This is a genomic window from Pseudomonas sp. GM55 (assembly GCF_000282395.1).
Classification (GTDB): domain Bacteria; phylum Pseudomonadota; class Gammaproteobacteria; order Pseudomonadales; family Pseudomonadaceae; genus Aquipseudomonas; species Aquipseudomonas fluorescens_CC.
Genome location: NZ_AKJJ01000053.1, coordinates 141,988 through 156,709, shown reverse-complemented (window position 1 = coordinate 156,709; position 14,722 = coordinate 141,988). Strand labels below are relative to the sequence as shown.

Sequence of the window (14,722 nt, the reverse complement as noted above, 5' to 3'; positions counted from 1 at the left end):
TCAACCGGTAGAAACCGCGGTGGCCGCAGGCGGCCAGATTCGCGGTATTCACGCAGAATAATGGTTAAAAGGCGACAGATATCTACGGCCCGGATTTCCAGCGCCCCGGGAGGTTATGGAATGTCAGCATTGTAATCCGAGACGGTGAAATTCTTGGTACGACAGAAACGGTAGTACAGTTCACCAATATTTCAGAATGAGGAAATCCCATGGCACAAAAAAACGAAGAGGACGATAAAGTCCGCCTCGATAAATGGTTATGGGCTGCACGCTTTTACAAAACCCGCGCCTTGGCCAAGGCGGCGATTGAAAGCGGCAAGGTGCATTGCCGGGGCGAACGCTGCAAACCGGGTAAAGAGCCACGGGTCGGCGATGAGTTTGTGATTCGCACCGGTTTCGATGAGCGCACGGTGGTGGTCCAGGCGTTGTCGATCGTTCGCCGTGGTGCGCCCGAGGCGCAGACCTTATATGCCGAGACGCAGGCCAGCATCGCCAAGCGCGAAGAGGCCGCGGCGCAAAGAAAGGCGGGAGCCTTGGGCGTGAGCACCGACGGTAAACCGAGCAAGAAACAGCGGCGGGATCTGTTCAAGTTTCGTGGTGACAGCAACGAATGATTGACCGGGGCCGCCGATCACATCGATCAGCACAAGACTTGTAATTGCACCCGCGCGTAGCCATATGAGGTAATTGGCCTACCGTGCATGTGCCATTCGTCGAAAAGCGCACACAGCCACCGGCCTGTAAGCCATAACCAGGCAGCAATACGCTATAGCCAAGGCCTAGCGTCGAATTCTGTAACCACTATTGTCACCACTTCAGATACCAGACTTATGACCGACTTACCGGATAATGACTTCACCCAACGCTTCATCTTCGATGACAGCGACACCCGTGGCGAGATGGTTTCGCTGGAGCTCAGCTACGCTGAAGTCCTGGCCAAGCACGCCTATCCGGAGCCGGTCGCGCAACTGCTCGGCGAGCTGATGGCAGCCGCATCGTTGCTGGTTGGCACATTGAAGTTCGATGGCTTGCTGATTCTGCAAGCCCGCTCCGAAGGCCCGATCCCGCTGCTGATGATCGAGTGCTCCAGCGAGCGCGACATCCGTGGCCTGGCCCGTTACGACGCGGACCGTATCGCTCCCGATGCAACCCTGGCCGATTTGATGCCGGATGGCTCGTTGACACTGACCATCGACCCGAGACAGGGCCAGCGTTACCAGGGCGTGGTCGATCTTGACGGTGCAACGTTGTCCGACTGTTTCACCAACTATTTCGTCATGTCGCAGCAGATCGGTACGCGCATCAAGCTCTGTGCCGATGGCCGTCGTGCCCGTGGCCTGTTGCTGCAGCAATTGCCCACCGATCGCCTGAAAGACGAAGAAGAACGCGCCGCCAGCTGGCAGCACCTCACCGCCCTGGCCACTACCTTGACCGCTGATGAACTGCTGGGACTGGACAACGAAACCGTGCTCCATCGTCTCTATCATGAAGAGCAGGTGCGTCTGTTTGATGTGCAAAAACTGCGCTTCCGCTGCAGCTGCTCTCGCGAACGTTCGGCCAATGCACTGGTCAGTCTGGGTAAGGACGACGCGCAGAAACTGGTCGTGGAGCACGGTGGCAACATCGAGATCGACTGCCAGTTCTGTAACCAGCGCTACCTGTTCGATGCCGCCGATGTCACCCAATTGTTCGCCGGCGCGGGTGTCGAGACGCCGTCAGATACCCGTCACTAAAACGGTTCAGCGCAGGTAAATTCACTGGCTGCCGCCGGATTAACGCCGTTACGACAGGAGGGGCCTACTCTTTTTGGGCTTTTCTGGCATAATCCGGCCCACTTTTTTCGCGGTAGTAGTGCACGACTTTCTACTACAAAAACGTTTGGAGCACTCGGCCACTGGCCGACGGGGAACCTCATGACGCAAGCCAATAACGCCGTGTACACCGATCTGAGTGTTGATGATCTGGTTAAAGAAGCCCTCAACCGCGGTGAAGGCGAGCTTGCCGATACCGGTGCACTGGTTGTTCGTACCGGTCACCGTACCGGCCGTTCGCCAGTCGACCGTTTCATCGTTGAAGAGCCAAGCACCCAGGCCGCTATCGCCTGGGGCCCGATCAACCGCAAGTTCCCGGCCGACAAATTCGACGCCCTGTGGGCTCGTGTTGAGGCATTCAACAACGCGCAAGAGCATTTCGTTTCCCACGTGCATGTAGGTGCCGCTTCCGAGCACTACCTGGCCGTGAAGATGACCACCCAGACTGCCTGGCAGAACCTGTTCGGCCGTTGCCTTTTCATCAACCCGGCTCAATACAACCCGGCGGGTCGTGAAGAGTGGCAGGTGCTGAACGTTGCCAACTTCGAATGCGTACCAGAGCGTGACGGCACCAACTCCGACGGTTGCGTGATCATCAACTTCGCACAGAAGAAAGTGCTGATCGCCGGCATGCGTTACGCCGGTGAAATGAAGAAAGCCATGTTCTCGGTGCAGAACTTCCTGCTGCCGGCCGCTGACGTGCTGCCAATGCACTGCGCGGCCAACATCGGTGAAGAAGGCGATGTGACCCTGTTCTTCGGTCTGTCCGGCACTGGCAAGACCACCCTGTCCGCCGACGAAAGCCGTTACCTGATCGGTGACGACGAGCACGGCTGGGGCGAGGGCGTGGTGTTCAACATCGAAGGCGGTTGCTATGCCAAGTGCATCGACCTGTCCGAGAAGAACGAGCCGGTCATCTGGAAAGCCATCAAGCACGGCGCGGTCCTGGAAAACGTCGTTATCGACGACGCCAAGCACGCGGACTACGCCGATGTCAGCCTGACCCAGAACAGCCGCGCCGCGTACCCGCTGGAGCACGTTGCCAAGCGTTCCGAGAAGAACCTCGGTGGCGAGCCGAACGCTGTGATCTTCCTGACCTGCGACTTGACCGGCGTTCTGCCGCCAGTGTCGATCCTCAACGAAGAGCAAGCGGCTTACCACTTCCTGTCCGGTTACACCGCGCTGGTCGGTTCGACCGAAATGGGTTCGGGCAGCGGCATCAAGTCGACCTTCTCCACCTGCTTCGGCGCACCGTTCTTCCCGCGTCCGGCCGGCGAATACGCTGAGCTGCTGATCAAGCGCATCCGCGGCTTCGGCTCCAAGGTCTACCTGGTCAACACCGGCTGGACCGGCGGTGGCTACGGTGTCGGCAAACGCTTCAACATCCCGACCACCCGTGCAGTGATCGCAGCGATCCAGAGCGGCGCGCTGATCGGTACCGAGACCGAGCACCTGGACACCATCAACCTCGACGTGCCAGTGGCCGTACCGGGCGTTGAGACTGGCCTCCTGAACCCACGCAACACCTGGGCTGACAAGCCATCCTACGACGAAGCCGCCAAAGCACTGGCCGGCCTGTTCATCGAGAACTTCAAGAAGTTCGAAGTGAGCGACGCGATCAAGGCAGCGGGTCCAAAGTTGTAAGTGCTGGATTGAGCCAATGAAAAAACCGCCCTTCGGGGCGGTTTTTTTGTGGGTGCGATTCGGAGGATGTGAGGCGCAGCTACCAATACTCCAGCTGAAAAGGCTTCAAACGGTCAGAATAATGACACTTGCGCGTTCAACTGATCCCTTCCAGTTTTCGCGTATCCCAGCGTTGCGCTTTTATCGCTTAGTAGAGCATTTCGATAGTCAGTGGAACCTTATCGCCACGCCCCTTCGCCCGTCGCTTGAGAAACACATCAAAGCCTTCAGGCTGGAAGTAGCGATAGGCGTCGTAGTCGACGAAGTCGATGGCGAACTGTTCTTCCAGTGCTTCCATCAGGTGCCGAGCATCGGCACCTTCGCAGCCCAGATCAAAGTTGATCGAGGTGTTGAGGCTAATGGTTTTGCGTTCGGGAAGACCAATTTCCTCGTGCAGCAACTGCATGAGCAGTTGCATGGCGTGGTCGTCCGGGAAGTTGGGGGCGAGGTTCATTGCGGGGTGTCCGGTTGGGCTTGGTCGGATCTTATTGGTTGCCGATCACGAGAGGAAGGAGCGACTGACTTGATCGTTCCCATGCAGAACATGGGAACGGATCTTCACTCAACGTCAGACCGGGGCTTTCCAGCCCATCATGCGTTGCTGGGCGACTTTGAGCAGGTCGCAGCCGTCCTGGGTCAGCAGGTAGAGGGCGTGAGTGATGTGCGGGATGTCTTCGAGGTCGCCGTGCTTGAAACATTGGCAGTGCAGGGTTTTGAGGAGTTCGCTGGAGGCCCGTATGCGCTGCAGGGCGGCTTCGAGGATGTCTTGCGGGTTGGCTTCTGTGTCGATGATCAGGGGCTGGGAATCGGTGAGGTTGGTGTGGAGTGGGCGGTAGCGATCAGTAAGCGGATTCCATGAATTCATTGTATTTATCCTCAAATGCATCAATTGATGCCGCCACCATCGTGACCAAGCGATGGGAGGCGGCTGTGTTCGGGTTGGTCAACCGGTGAGGATTCATACGCATACCCGGCACGCTCGAAGGCGTCCCAAACACAGCCACCATATAGCGTGCAGACACTAGAGGTGCCGGCAGCATACAACCGAGGGTAATGCGTATTCCATTCGGGTGACCAAGCCCGAGCCGCTGGTTTGGCAGCGACAGTCCGGACTACAGGACCGGGGGACTGTTCATCGATAGCCGACAAGGTGTCTTGTTTTGTAGGACCTTGCAGAAGCTGTGACAGGTCGTTGCTGATGGGCTTATACACACCGCACCGCGTTATCGTTCTTCGCGAGCAGGCTCGCTCCCACAAGGGATTGTGGTGTTTTACCGCCGTTGAGTTTCGGCAAGCGCTGCCGGGCGATGTCGAGCAGGTCGTTGCCGTCCTGGGTCAGCAGGTACAGGGCGCTGACGATCCTGGGGATGTCGCTCGCTTCGGCCTGGTTGAAACATGTGCAATGAAGGGTTTCGAGCAGGTCGCTGGCGGCGCGGATGCGTTGTCCGGCGGCGTCGAGGATCTCGAAGGGGTCGGCCTCGGTATCGATGACCAGCACCGGGGTTTCGCTGTAGCTGGATTTAAGTGGCTGATAGCGTTTGGTAGATGTCTTTAGCGAGGGCATTGATGTCGGTCCTGTAAGAGATGGGAGGTCACTCCGGCAGGCCGCCACAGTATTTTCAGCCGCGCCAAAACTATGAAGAGTGTGGCGAAGCAGAGCAATACAGTCGCAATGGACAGGTTTTGTAGGGCGTTTACTGCCTTTGGGGGAATGCTCCTACACACCCCCTGGTTTTATCGAAAAATGCTTCTATAGGAAATGATTCCTACAAAGCTGTGCAGAAAAATATGTAGGGTGTTTGGTGGGCTGGACTCAATCGACTGCAGGTGCGGGGAGGCGTCGCGACGCCGCATCAAGGTCGAGTAGTCCTCGACCGTAGGCTTCACTGTTGGCATAGAGACCGGTCCGGTTTGCGGTTTCAAGCAAGTGGTCGCGCACTTGCTGTGCACTCATTTCGGGATACAGGCTCTGGACTGCCGCCAACGCGCCACTGACCAGTGCGGCGGCGGGGGACGTACCGGCAGTCTGGACGTATGTTCCGTCCTTGCCAGTGGTCAGCAATCCCTGGCCTGCGCCTGAGTCCCCACCGGGAACGGCGATGCACCAGGCCGCTGCGACACCACAGTAGTTGGATTTGCCATTAATGGCGCTGCCATCGTTTTTCAATGCAACGACGGCGATCCAGCCCTTTTCCAACTCAGGGATGGCAAGGGGTAAACCCGGCTCTGCCAGAGGCTCTCGTTTGAGTTCATTACCGGTCGGAAACACAAACACCGCGCCTTGCTGAACCAGTTTTCGAGCGCTCGCCAGCGACTCGGGCATGACCTGGTTGTAACGTGCTTCGGTGATTTCCGTTGCTGGAATGGCATTGGCCCACGAGTTGTTGAATATGCGTGCACCACGATCGAATCCGGCTTGCCAGGAGCGGGAAATTTCACTGTCGAAGAAGAAGGGTTCGTTGTCGTCACCGAAACGGAAGGGGATCAGTTGAGCGTTGAACGCAACGCCGTGCATACCCTGGTCGTCTTTGTTGGCGGCCAGAATGCCGGCCATTTGAGTGCCGTGGCCAACGCGGTCATGGGTGCCGGGACGATTCTCGACATAGTCAAAACCGGGGTCCCGGAGCCTGCCTTGAAACGCTGGCAGTTCGGCATTCAGGCCTGAGTCAATCAATGCGACGGGTACGCCTTGGCCGGTGCCGCCACGTGCGTACAGGCGTGATGCCTGGATGACCGCCAACCCTTTTTGAGCGTGATACTCGGCTGTTTCGAATGTGTCTGGTTTGTTTGCGGGCTTTTCGGGTACGGTCAGACATCCACTGAGCAGCAGCGGCACTGGCAGCAAGAGAGCAAATGGAAAAACAGTTCGTTGAAGCATGGCCGGTCCTTCGACAGGGGCCGCGCACATCAGGCCTCCTGTTGTCATGAAGACTTCGCGCAGCGTTACGGTTGTTGGAGTTGAACCATACCGGCGAGGGGGAGGGGACGTCAGATGGCAAAGTGCTCTGTGTGTTTCAACCTGTGGCGTCAGCAGGACGCGCTGAGGCTGTATCATCCCGTATCGTTTTTGCCCCAGACCTTTTCTTGACTCGCTGCGATCGCCGGCCAGGCTTTTGACACCGCAGCGGTCAACGGAGTGACAGCTTATGCACAACACCCTGGAACAGGTTTTCGGTTATCCACAGTTTCGACCCGGTCAGGAGGCGGCGGTCAGTGCGGTGCTGGCCGGGCGTTCGGCGGCGGCGATTTTCCCCACCGGTTCCGGAAAATCCCTTTGCTACCAATTGCCGGCGCTGTTGCTGCCGCACCTGACGCTGGTGGTCTCACCGTTGCTGGCGTTGATGCAGGATCAACTGGCGTTCCTGCAACGCCACGGCATCTCGGCGGGCAGTATCGATTCGGCCCAGAGCCGCGATGACGCCAGCGATGTCATGGCCCGTGCCAGGTCCGGCGAGTTGAAGATTCTGATGATCTCGGTGGAGCGCTTGAAGAACGAGCGTTTTCGCCATTTCCTGCAGCAAGTACCGATCTCGCTGCTGGTGGTGGACGAGGCGCACTGCATCTCCGAATGGGGGCATAACTTTCGCCCGGACTACCTCAAGCTTCCCGACTATCAACGCCAGTTCAATATCCCTCAGGTGCTGCTGCTGACCGCAACGGCGACGCCCAGGGTCATCGCCGACATGCAGGCGAAATTCGCCATCGCCGCCGAGGATGTGGTGACCACCGGTTTCTATCGCCCGAACCTGAATTTGCTGGTGGAGCCGGTTCGCGGAGCGGACAAACGCAGCCGACTCGTCGAGTGGATGAGCCAGCGTCCGGATCAGCCGAGCATCGTCTACGTCACCCTGCAGAAAACCGCCGAGCACATCGCCGAACACCTGAATCGCAACGGCATTCAGGCCGAGGCCTATCACGCCGGGTTGCCCCATGAGCAACGGGAAGCGATCCAGCGTCGCTTCATGGGCGGGCAGTCCAATTGCATCGTCGCGACCATCGCTTTCGGCATGGGCATCGACAAAAGCGACATCCGCAACGTGGTGCATTTCGACCTGCCCAAATCCATCGAAAACTACAGTCAGGAAGTCGGCCGCGCCGGGCGTGACGGGCAGCCGTCGGACTGCCTGGTGTTGGCCAACCGCGACAGCCTCAACGTGCTGGAGAACTTCGTCTACGGCGACACGCCCGAGCTGGATGGCATACGTTGCGTGCTTGACCAGATGCATGCCGCAGCCCCCGAAGGGCAGTGGGAGTTTCTGCTGGGGCCGTTGGCAGATCAGAGCAATATTCGCCAGTTGCCGCTCAAGACCTTGCTGGTGCAACTCGAATTGCGCGGGTTGATCGCCCCGCGCTACGCGTACTACGCCGAGTACCGTTTCAAGTATGTGCAGGAGCCCGAGGCGCTGTTGGCGCGTTTCGAAGGCGAGCGCAGGGATTTTGTCGCGGCAATCATCCAGACCTCCAGCCGTGCCCGGACCTGGGCAACGGTGAATTTCGAGGCGTTGTACGAGCAGCATCAGGCCGAGCGCAGCCGGGTGGTCAAGGCGCTGGATTACTTCCAGGAGAAGGGCTGGGTGGAGCTCGAAAGCAAGCAGATGACCGAGGTCTACAGCGTGCTGCAAAGCGGGTTCGACAGCGTCGCGTTGAGCGAGGAGCTGCACGGCTGTTTCACTCGGCATGAGCACACCGAGATCGCGCGGATTCACGCGATGCTGGACCTGTTCGCCACTGACCATTGCCTGGGTTATCGACTGGCCGAGTATTTCGGCGATCACAATGCCCCGCAGCAATGCGGGCATTGTTCGGTGTGTCATGGGCAGGTGGCGCGGCTACCGGCACCACCGGCGTTGCCGGCGCTTGTGGATAAAAATTTCGAGGCGCTGTGTGGCGGTTTTATCCACAGGCACGAGCAGCACACGGGCAACCTGCCCTCGGCTGAACGCGTGACACGGTTTCTGTGCGGGATCAGCGTGCCGCTGTTCACCAGGCTCAAGGTGCGGGCGATTCCCGGGTTTGCGGCGCTGGAGGATTACCCGTATGCCGAGGTGCGCGAGTGGGCCGGGCAACATCTGGCAGGCTGAACTATGGTCCCACAGGATTTTGCGGTGCACTCAACGGGGCACATCCATCCGCTGAATGTTGCTCATCACAGGAATAAATTTCAAAAAAGCCCGGTGGCTGACTATGGTGATGGCTGTCTTCGGATCGCCAACAAGAGAACAAAACATGAGCCAGACACCGTCGAATATTCAGCGCGCCGCCGTCATCGGCGCGGGCACCATGGGTCGTGGCATTGTCATGTGCCTGGCCAACGCCGGAGTAGCGGTGCAGTGGGTCGACAACAATCCGCAAATGCTGGAGCAAGCACTGGCCACTGTAGCGGACACCTACGCCCACAACGTGCGCCAGGGGCGGATTGACCAAGGCGAAGCCGAAGCCCGTATCGCGCGCATAACGGCGGCAGATGATTATATGGCCATCCGCGATGTCGACCTGGTCATTGAGGCGGTGTACGAAAACCTTGAGCTCAAGCGGAAAATTTTCCGCGAGCTCGATGGCCTGCTCAAACCTGAAGCGATTCTGGCAAGCAATACTTCGGCGCTGGACATCGACGCTATCGCGGCGGCTACACGCCGGCCGCAGCAAGTGCTGGGCCTGCATTTCTTCAGCCCGGCACACATCATGAAGCTGCTGGAAATCGTCCGCGGTGCACAGACGGCGCCCGCAGTGCTCGACGCAGCACTGGTGCTCGGCCAGCGCATGGGCAAGGTCAGTGTGGTGGCAGGTAACTGCGACGGATTCATCGGCAACCGCATGCTTAATACCTATGTGCTCGAAGCGCGAAAAATGCTGCTGGAAGGCGCTTATCCCTATCAGGTGGACGCAGCACTGCAAGGGTTCGGTTTCGCCATGGGGCCGTTCCGCATGTTCGACGTGGTCGGCGTGGACCTGCAGTGGCGCGCCCGACAACTGTCCGGTATCGGGCAGGACGCGCCGGAGGTTCAGGTGGATAACCGACTGTGCGAGATGGGGCGCTTTGGTCAGAAGAGTGGTAATGGCTATTACCACTATGAGCCGGGCAGCCGCCAGGCCGAACATGATCCACAGGTGGATGCGCTGGTGCTGAAAGTCAGCGAAAGGTTGGGGTTCCACCGTCGCGTGATCGGCCCGGAGGAAATTCTCGAGCGTTGCTTGCTGGCGCTGGTCAATGAAGGCGCGAAGATCCTTCAGGAAGGCATTGCCGGGTCAGCCCATGACATTGATCTGGTCTACCTCAATGGCTACGGTTTCCCGGCGGACAAGGGCGGGCCGATGGCCTGGGCGGATCAGCAAGGGTTGGCGGATATTCATCGACGCTTGATGGATCTTGAGACGCGTCAGGGCGATCACTGGCAACCGGCGCGGTTGATCGGCATGTTGGCAGCGGCCGGCAAGGGCTTCGCTGACAAGTGATTGATGTGGCGCCTGTGAGGGCGCTTTCGTCGGAACGCCGCCCGGAGCAGGCTCGCTCCCACGATGATCGTTGTTGCCCACAGATTTTGTGTACGACACAAATCCAATGTGGGAGCGAGCTTGCTCGCGATGAATACAACGCGGTTTTCGCCTTCGACTGGCGAACCTACTCAGGAATCAACACTAATGCCCCAACGCACCGACTACCCGCACTTCCAGCCCATCACCACCCGCTGGCACGACAATGACGCCTACGGTCACGTCAACAACGTCACCTACTACAGCTTCTTCGATACGGCGGTGAACACCTACCTGATCGAAGCCGGTGGCCTGAACATCCATGACGGTGAGGTGGTGGGGTTCGTGGTGAGCTCGGCTTGTGATTACTTTGCTTCCATTGCCTTCCCGGACCGCATCGAGATCGGTCTGCGGGTAGGCAAGTTGGGCAACAGCTCGGTGCAATACGAACTGGCCGTGTTCAAGCAAGGGGAAGATGAAGCCTGTGCAGCGGGGCGCTTCGTGCATGTGTTTGTCGATCGCGCGTCGAATCGACCCGTGGCGATTCCTTCAGGGTTGCGTGGGGCGCTGGAGCGTCTGGTGGTTCAGTAAGGCAAAAAAATCGCAGCCCTTGGGCTGCGATTTTTGATGGACCAGTTATAGCGAGGCGATGGATGCCTTAGTCGTCGTCGTGCCAGCGATGCTTGCGGTGGCCATAGGCATGACCGCGGTGACGGTGGCCGTCACGGTAGTAACGACGATCGTCATGGCCGCGATAGTAACGACGATCGCCGTCCTCATCATCGTACTCTTTGCCCATGTGGTTACCCAGCGCGCCACCGACGCCACCGCCTGCTGCGGCGCCGATCAGGCTGCCGGTGGTGCCGCCCATGCTGCGGCCGACCACGTTACCGCCTGCAGCACCCAACGCACCGCCAATGGCTGCTTCGCCACGGCTGTGTTTGTTTGCGCCGACGGCGCTACCACCCGCGCCACCCAGGGCCGCGCCGATGGTGGAACCTGTGCTGCCGCCTAACGACTGGCCGACGACCGAGCCTAGAACCCCGCCCAATGCGCCGCCTACACCGGCTTCGGTGGTGCCGCCAGCAGACGCGATACCGCTGACCAGGCCAAGGGACAACAAGAGAATCGAGGAGAACTTCATGGAGGAACCTCTAGGGGATGACGGCGCGATCCTGAGGCTCTGGAATGGGCGTGACAATCGAAATCCGACGAATAACACGACCTGTATACAATATTGCAAGTTACTGTTTTTTGGGTGGAACTTAACGTTTTTTTGCCGGTCTTTTATTACTTCGCAAAGGCCGTTTTCATGAGGAAACGGCCTTTTTTGTGGGTGATTGGAAAGTACTTGGTCTGTGCCGATCGATGCATTGAATCGTCCGGTGCAATCGCGAGCAAGCTCGCTCCCACAGTGGAACTGGGTAGAACACAAATGCTGTGTTCGCCGAAGATCTAATGTGGGAGCGAGCCTGCTCGCGATGGGGCCAGTTCAGACAACGTGTTATGCAGACCTGGCCATGATCAACCCGGTCTCGCTCGCCGCTTCCAACCGGATCGCCACAAACTTCGATGTTGGCGTATGGCTGCCATCGCCGGTGCTTTCCAGCGGCACCAACGGGTTCACTTCCGGATAGTAGGCCGCCGCTTGCCCGGCCGGGATATCAAACGCCAGCAGCGTGAAGCCTTTGACCCGACGTTCAACGCCATCGTCCCAGAGCGAAACGATGTCCGCCTTCTGGCCCGGCTTGAAGCCCAGGCGGATGATGTCGGCTTCGTTGACGAAAAGCACATCGCGCTGACCTTTGACCCCACGATAACGATCGTTGAGCCCGTAAATTGTGGTGTTGTACTGATCGTGGGAGCGCATCGATTGCATGATCAGATCCGGCAGCACACCAGTGGCGCGGGTGCGTTCGTGCACCAGGTCTTTGGGCAGCGCGTTCGGACGGAAATTGGCCCGGCCTGAAGCGGTGCTCCACTGGCGTGCGCCAGCACTGTTGCCCAGGTAGAAACCGCCCGGATTCCTGACCTTCTCATTGAAGTCCTGGAAGCCCGGAATGGTCTCGGCGATCAGGTCGCGGATGCGGCGGTAGTCCGCCACCAGCCAGTTCCAGTCCACCGGGTGCTTGCCCAGGGTCGCGGCAGCGATGCCGGCCAGGATCGCCGGTTCCGAGCGCATCTGGTTCGACAGCGGTTGCAGCTGACCATTGGAGGCGTGGACCATGCTGAACGAATCTTCGACGGTCACCGCTTGCGGGCCTTCGGTCTGGATATCGATGTCGGTGCGACCCAGGCACGGCAGGATCAGCGCGTCCTTGCCGTGGGTCAAATGGCTGCGGTTGAGCTTGGTGCTGATCTGCACGGTCAGGTCGCAGTTTTGCAGGGCCTGGAACGTGCGCTGGCTGTCCGGCGTTGCCTGGGCGAAATTGCCGCCCAGACCGATGAAGACTTTCGCCCGGCCTTCAGCCATCGCATGAATGGCCTCGACCACGTTGTGGCCGTTGTGGCGTGGCACCTTGAACTGGAAGCGACGCTCCAGGGCTTCGAGGAACGCCACCGGCGGCCGTTCGTTGATGCCCATGGTCCGGTCGCCCTGCACGTTGCTGTGACCACGTACCGGGCACAGACCGGCTCCCGGCCGACCAATGTTGCCGCGCAGCATCATCAGGTTGGCGATTTCCTGGATGGTCGCCACCGAATGGCGATGCTGGGTGATGCCCATGGCCCAGCACATGATGACGTTCTTGCCCTTGGCATACATGCGCGCCGCTTGTTCGATCTCTACCAGCGTCAGGCCCGACTGCTCGACGATCTGCTCCCACGGTGTTTCGTCGATGGTCGCCAGGTACTCCAGCACATTGGCGCTGTGTTCATTGAGGAAGCCGTGGTCGAACACCGCCGGTTCGCCGCTGCGCTGTGCATCGCGCTCCCACAGCAGGAGGAATTTCGCCATGCCGCGCATGATCGCCATGTCCCCGCCAAGGGCCGGGCGGAAGAACGCAGTGTTGGTCGGCTTGTAGCCGTTGGTGAGCATTTCGATCGCGTGCTGCGGGTGCTGGAAACGTTCCAGGCCACGTTCCTTGAGCGGGTTGATGCACACCACCTGAGCGCCGCGCTTGACTGCTTCGCGCAGCGGTTCGAGCATCCGCGGGTGGTTGGTGCCGGGGTTCTGGCCCCAGACGAAAATCGCATCGGCGTGTTCGAAGTCGTCGAAGGTCACGGTGCCTTTGCCGACTCCGACGCTTTGCGACAACGCGACACCGCTGGCCTCGTGGCACATGTTCGAGCAGTCAGGGAAGTTGTTGGTGCCATAGGCGCGCACAAACAGCTGATAGAGATAGGCGGCTTCGTTGCTGGCACGGCCCGAGGTGTAGAACTCGGCCTGATCGGGGCTCGACAAGCCGTTCAGGTGTTTGGCGATCAGCGCGAAGGCGTCGTCCCAACTGATCGGTTTATAGCGGTCGGTTTCGGCGTCGTAGCTCATCGGCTCGGTCAGACGGCCCTGATACTCGAGCCAGTAGTCGCTTTGCTCCAGCAGCGAAGTGACGCTGTGTCTGGCGAAGAATTTGGCATCAACCCGGCGCTTGGTCGCTTCCCAGTTCACCGCTTTGGCGCCGTTCTCGCAGAACATCACCATGCCCTTTTCAGGAGAATCGCCCCAGGCGCAGCCCGGGCAGTCGAAGCCACCGTTCTGGTTGGTCTTGAGCATGATGCGCAGGTTTTTCAGCGCGTTGTCGCTGGTCAACCAGGCCTGGGCGACGCTGATCAGTGCGCCCCAGCCACCGGCCGGGCCTTTGTAGGGTTTGTAGCGAGGGACAGGTGTCTGGTCGGCTTGACGGTGTTGACTCACGCTTGATTCTCCGACGTTGGGCTGTACACCCGCGGTGCATTCTTCTGTGGCAAATGGATGAGGTTGAGGTTGTGGCGGCGGGCCCATTGCACGGCAAGGCCGGTGGGCGACGACAGGCTGACCAGGGTCTGGATGCCGGCGCGCAGGACTTTCTGGATCAATTCGAGGCTGCAGCGACTGGTGACAATCGCCAGCCCGCCAGCGGTCGGGATTTTTTGCCGGATCAGCCCGCCGATCAGTTTGTCGAGGGCGTTGTGCCGGCCGATGTCTTCGCGCCCCAGCAGCAACTCGCCTTGACCGTTCATGAACACGGCCGCGTGCACCGCACCGCAATGCTGGCCCAAAGGCTGGAAGGCGCCGATGCGCTGGCGCAGGCCATCGAGCCATTCGGCTGGCGGCAACGGGGCGCCGGGCAACACCTGAAGGTCTGGCAACGCCTGCTCGACGGCTTCCACGCCACACAACCCGCAACCACTGGTGCCGGCCAGTTGCCGACGCTGTTGCTTGAGGTTCCAGAAGGCGCGGTTGGCGATGGTCACTTGCGCGTATTGCGCTGACCCTGAGCCGCTGAGTTGCAGGTCATAAATATCAGTGGCGTCCATGATGATGCCGCTGCCCAGGCTGAAACCGACGATGAAGTCTTCGAGGTCCGTTGGCGTCACCAGCATGACTGCCTGGCTGATGCCGTTGTAGGCAATCGCCAGCGCGACTTCCTCGGCCAGCGCGGTGCTGTCCGATTCCGAGTATTCAAGGTTGCTGTAGCTGTAGGTCTGGCTTGCGGCGGGCGCGGGCGTTTCGAGGGCAGGCGCCGCGCAGACTGGGCGCTTGGCGTTCATGGCATCACCGACGGATTGATCAGCTTTAAGACTAGGCGCGGCAACTTGTCGCGTCTAATCGCTATTAC

At 59.5% G+C, this 14,722-nt stretch carries 12 protein-coding genes and 1 pseudogene; 6 read left to right on the top strand and 7 right to left on the bottom strand.

Annotation, left to right across the window (positions count from 1 at the left end):
- Positions 1–209 precede the first annotated feature (209 nt).
- From PMI31_RS15560 to PMI31_RS15550, 3 genes are all read left to right on the top strand, one after another.
- Positions 210–614, top strand: coding sequence for an RNA-binding S4 domain-containing protein (locus PMI31_RS15560; protein WP_008019054.1), 405 nt, complete (start codon positions 210–212; stop codon positions 612–614).
- A gap of 216 nt (positions 615–830) precedes the next feature.
- A complete protein-coding gene (gene hslO, locus PMI31_RS15555) occupies positions 831–1,733 on the top strand; it encodes an Hsp33 family molecular chaperone HslO (protein WP_008019053.1) in 903 nt (300 codons plus the stop codon).
- Positions 1,734–1,913: 180 nt separating this feature from the next.
- The gene (locus PMI31_RS15550; protein ID WP_008019052.1) at positions 1,914–3,455 is read left to right on the top strand and encodes a phosphoenolpyruvate carboxykinase; all 1,542 of its coding nucleotides are present in this window, start codon (positions 1,914–1,916) and stop codon (positions 3,453–3,455) included.
- Positions 3,456–3,642: 187 nt separating this feature from the next.
- Here the strand turns inward: PMI31_RS15550 and PMI31_RS15545 are convergent, their stop codons facing one another.
- From PMI31_RS15545 to PMI31_RS15530, 4 genes and pseudogenes are all read right to left on the bottom strand, one after another.
- The gene (locus PMI31_RS15545) at positions 3,643–3,948 is read right to left on the bottom strand and encodes a DUF1493 family protein (protein ID WP_008019050.1); all 306 of its coding nucleotides are present in this window, start codon (positions 3,946–3,948) and stop codon (positions 3,643–3,645) included.
- A 114-nt stretch (positions 3,949–4,062) separates the two neighbouring features.
- On the bottom strand, positions 4,063–4,359 hold the full coding sequence (locus tag PMI31_RS15540; RefSeq protein WP_008019049.1) for a hypothetical protein: 297 nt from the start codon (positions 4,357–4,359) through the stop codon (positions 4,063–4,065).
- Positions 4,360–4,717: 358 nt separating this feature from the next.
- A pseudogene (locus tag PMI31_RS15535) lies at positions 4,718–5,058 on the bottom strand (hypothetical protein).
- A 249-nt stretch (positions 5,059–5,307) separates the two neighbouring features.
- Positions 5,308–6,372 carry a S8 family peptidase gene (locus PMI31_RS15530; protein WP_043302413.1) on the bottom strand — a complete coding sequence of 355 codons (1,065 nt, stop codon included), beginning with the start codon at positions 6,370–6,372 and terminating at the stop codon, positions 5,308–5,310.
- Between the two features lie 268 nt (positions 6,373–6,640).
- Here PMI31_RS15530 and PMI31_RS15525 point away from each other — a divergent pair, with 268 nt between their 5' ends.
- From PMI31_RS15525 to PMI31_RS15515, 3 genes are all read left to right on the top strand, one after another.
- Positions 6,641–8,575, top strand: a complete 1,935-nt coding sequence (locus PMI31_RS15525; RefSeq protein ID WP_008019046.1) for a RecQ family ATP-dependent DNA helicase — start codon at positions 6,641–6,643, stop codon at positions 8,573–8,575.
- Positions 8,576–8,720: 145 nt separating this feature from the next.
- Positions 8,721–9,947 carry a 3-hydroxyacyl-CoA dehydrogenase gene (locus PMI31_RS15520; protein WP_008019045.1) on the top strand — a complete coding sequence of 409 codons (1,227 nt, stop codon included), beginning with the start codon at positions 8,721–8,723 and terminating at the stop codon, positions 9,945–9,947.
- Between the two features lie 186 nt (positions 9,948–10,133).
- The gene (locus tag PMI31_RS15515; protein WP_008019043.1) at positions 10,134–10,556 is read left to right on the top strand and encodes an acyl-CoA thioesterase; all 423 of its coding nucleotides are present in this window, start codon (positions 10,134–10,136) and stop codon (positions 10,554–10,556) included.
- Positions 10,557–10,623: 67 nt separating this feature from the next.
- Here the strand turns inward: PMI31_RS15515 and PMI31_RS15510 are convergent, their stop codons facing one another.
- The 3 genes from PMI31_RS15510 to fdhD form a co-directional block, all read right to left on the bottom strand.
- The gene (locus PMI31_RS15510) at positions 10,624–11,109 is read right to left on the bottom strand and encodes a glycine zipper domain-containing protein (protein ID WP_008019041.1); all 486 of its coding nucleotides are present in this window, start codon (positions 11,107–11,109) and stop codon (positions 10,624–10,626) included.
- Positions 11,110–11,469: 360 nt separating this feature from the next.
- Positions 11,470–13,818, bottom strand: coding sequence for an FdhF/YdeP family oxidoreductase (locus PMI31_RS15505; RefSeq protein WP_008019039.1), 2,349 nt, complete (start codon positions 13,816–13,818; stop codon positions 11,470–11,472).
- Positions 13,815–14,654 (bottom strand): formate dehydrogenase accessory sulfurtransferase FdhD, encoded by an 840-nt coding sequence (gene fdhD, locus PMI31_RS15500; RefSeq protein ID WP_008019037.1) that lies wholly within the window; start codon positions 14,652–14,654, stop codon positions 13,815–13,817. The genes PMI31_RS15505 and fdhD overlap by 4 nt, the downstream gene beginning before the upstream one ends.
- Positions 14,655–14,722 lie beyond the last annotated feature (68 nt).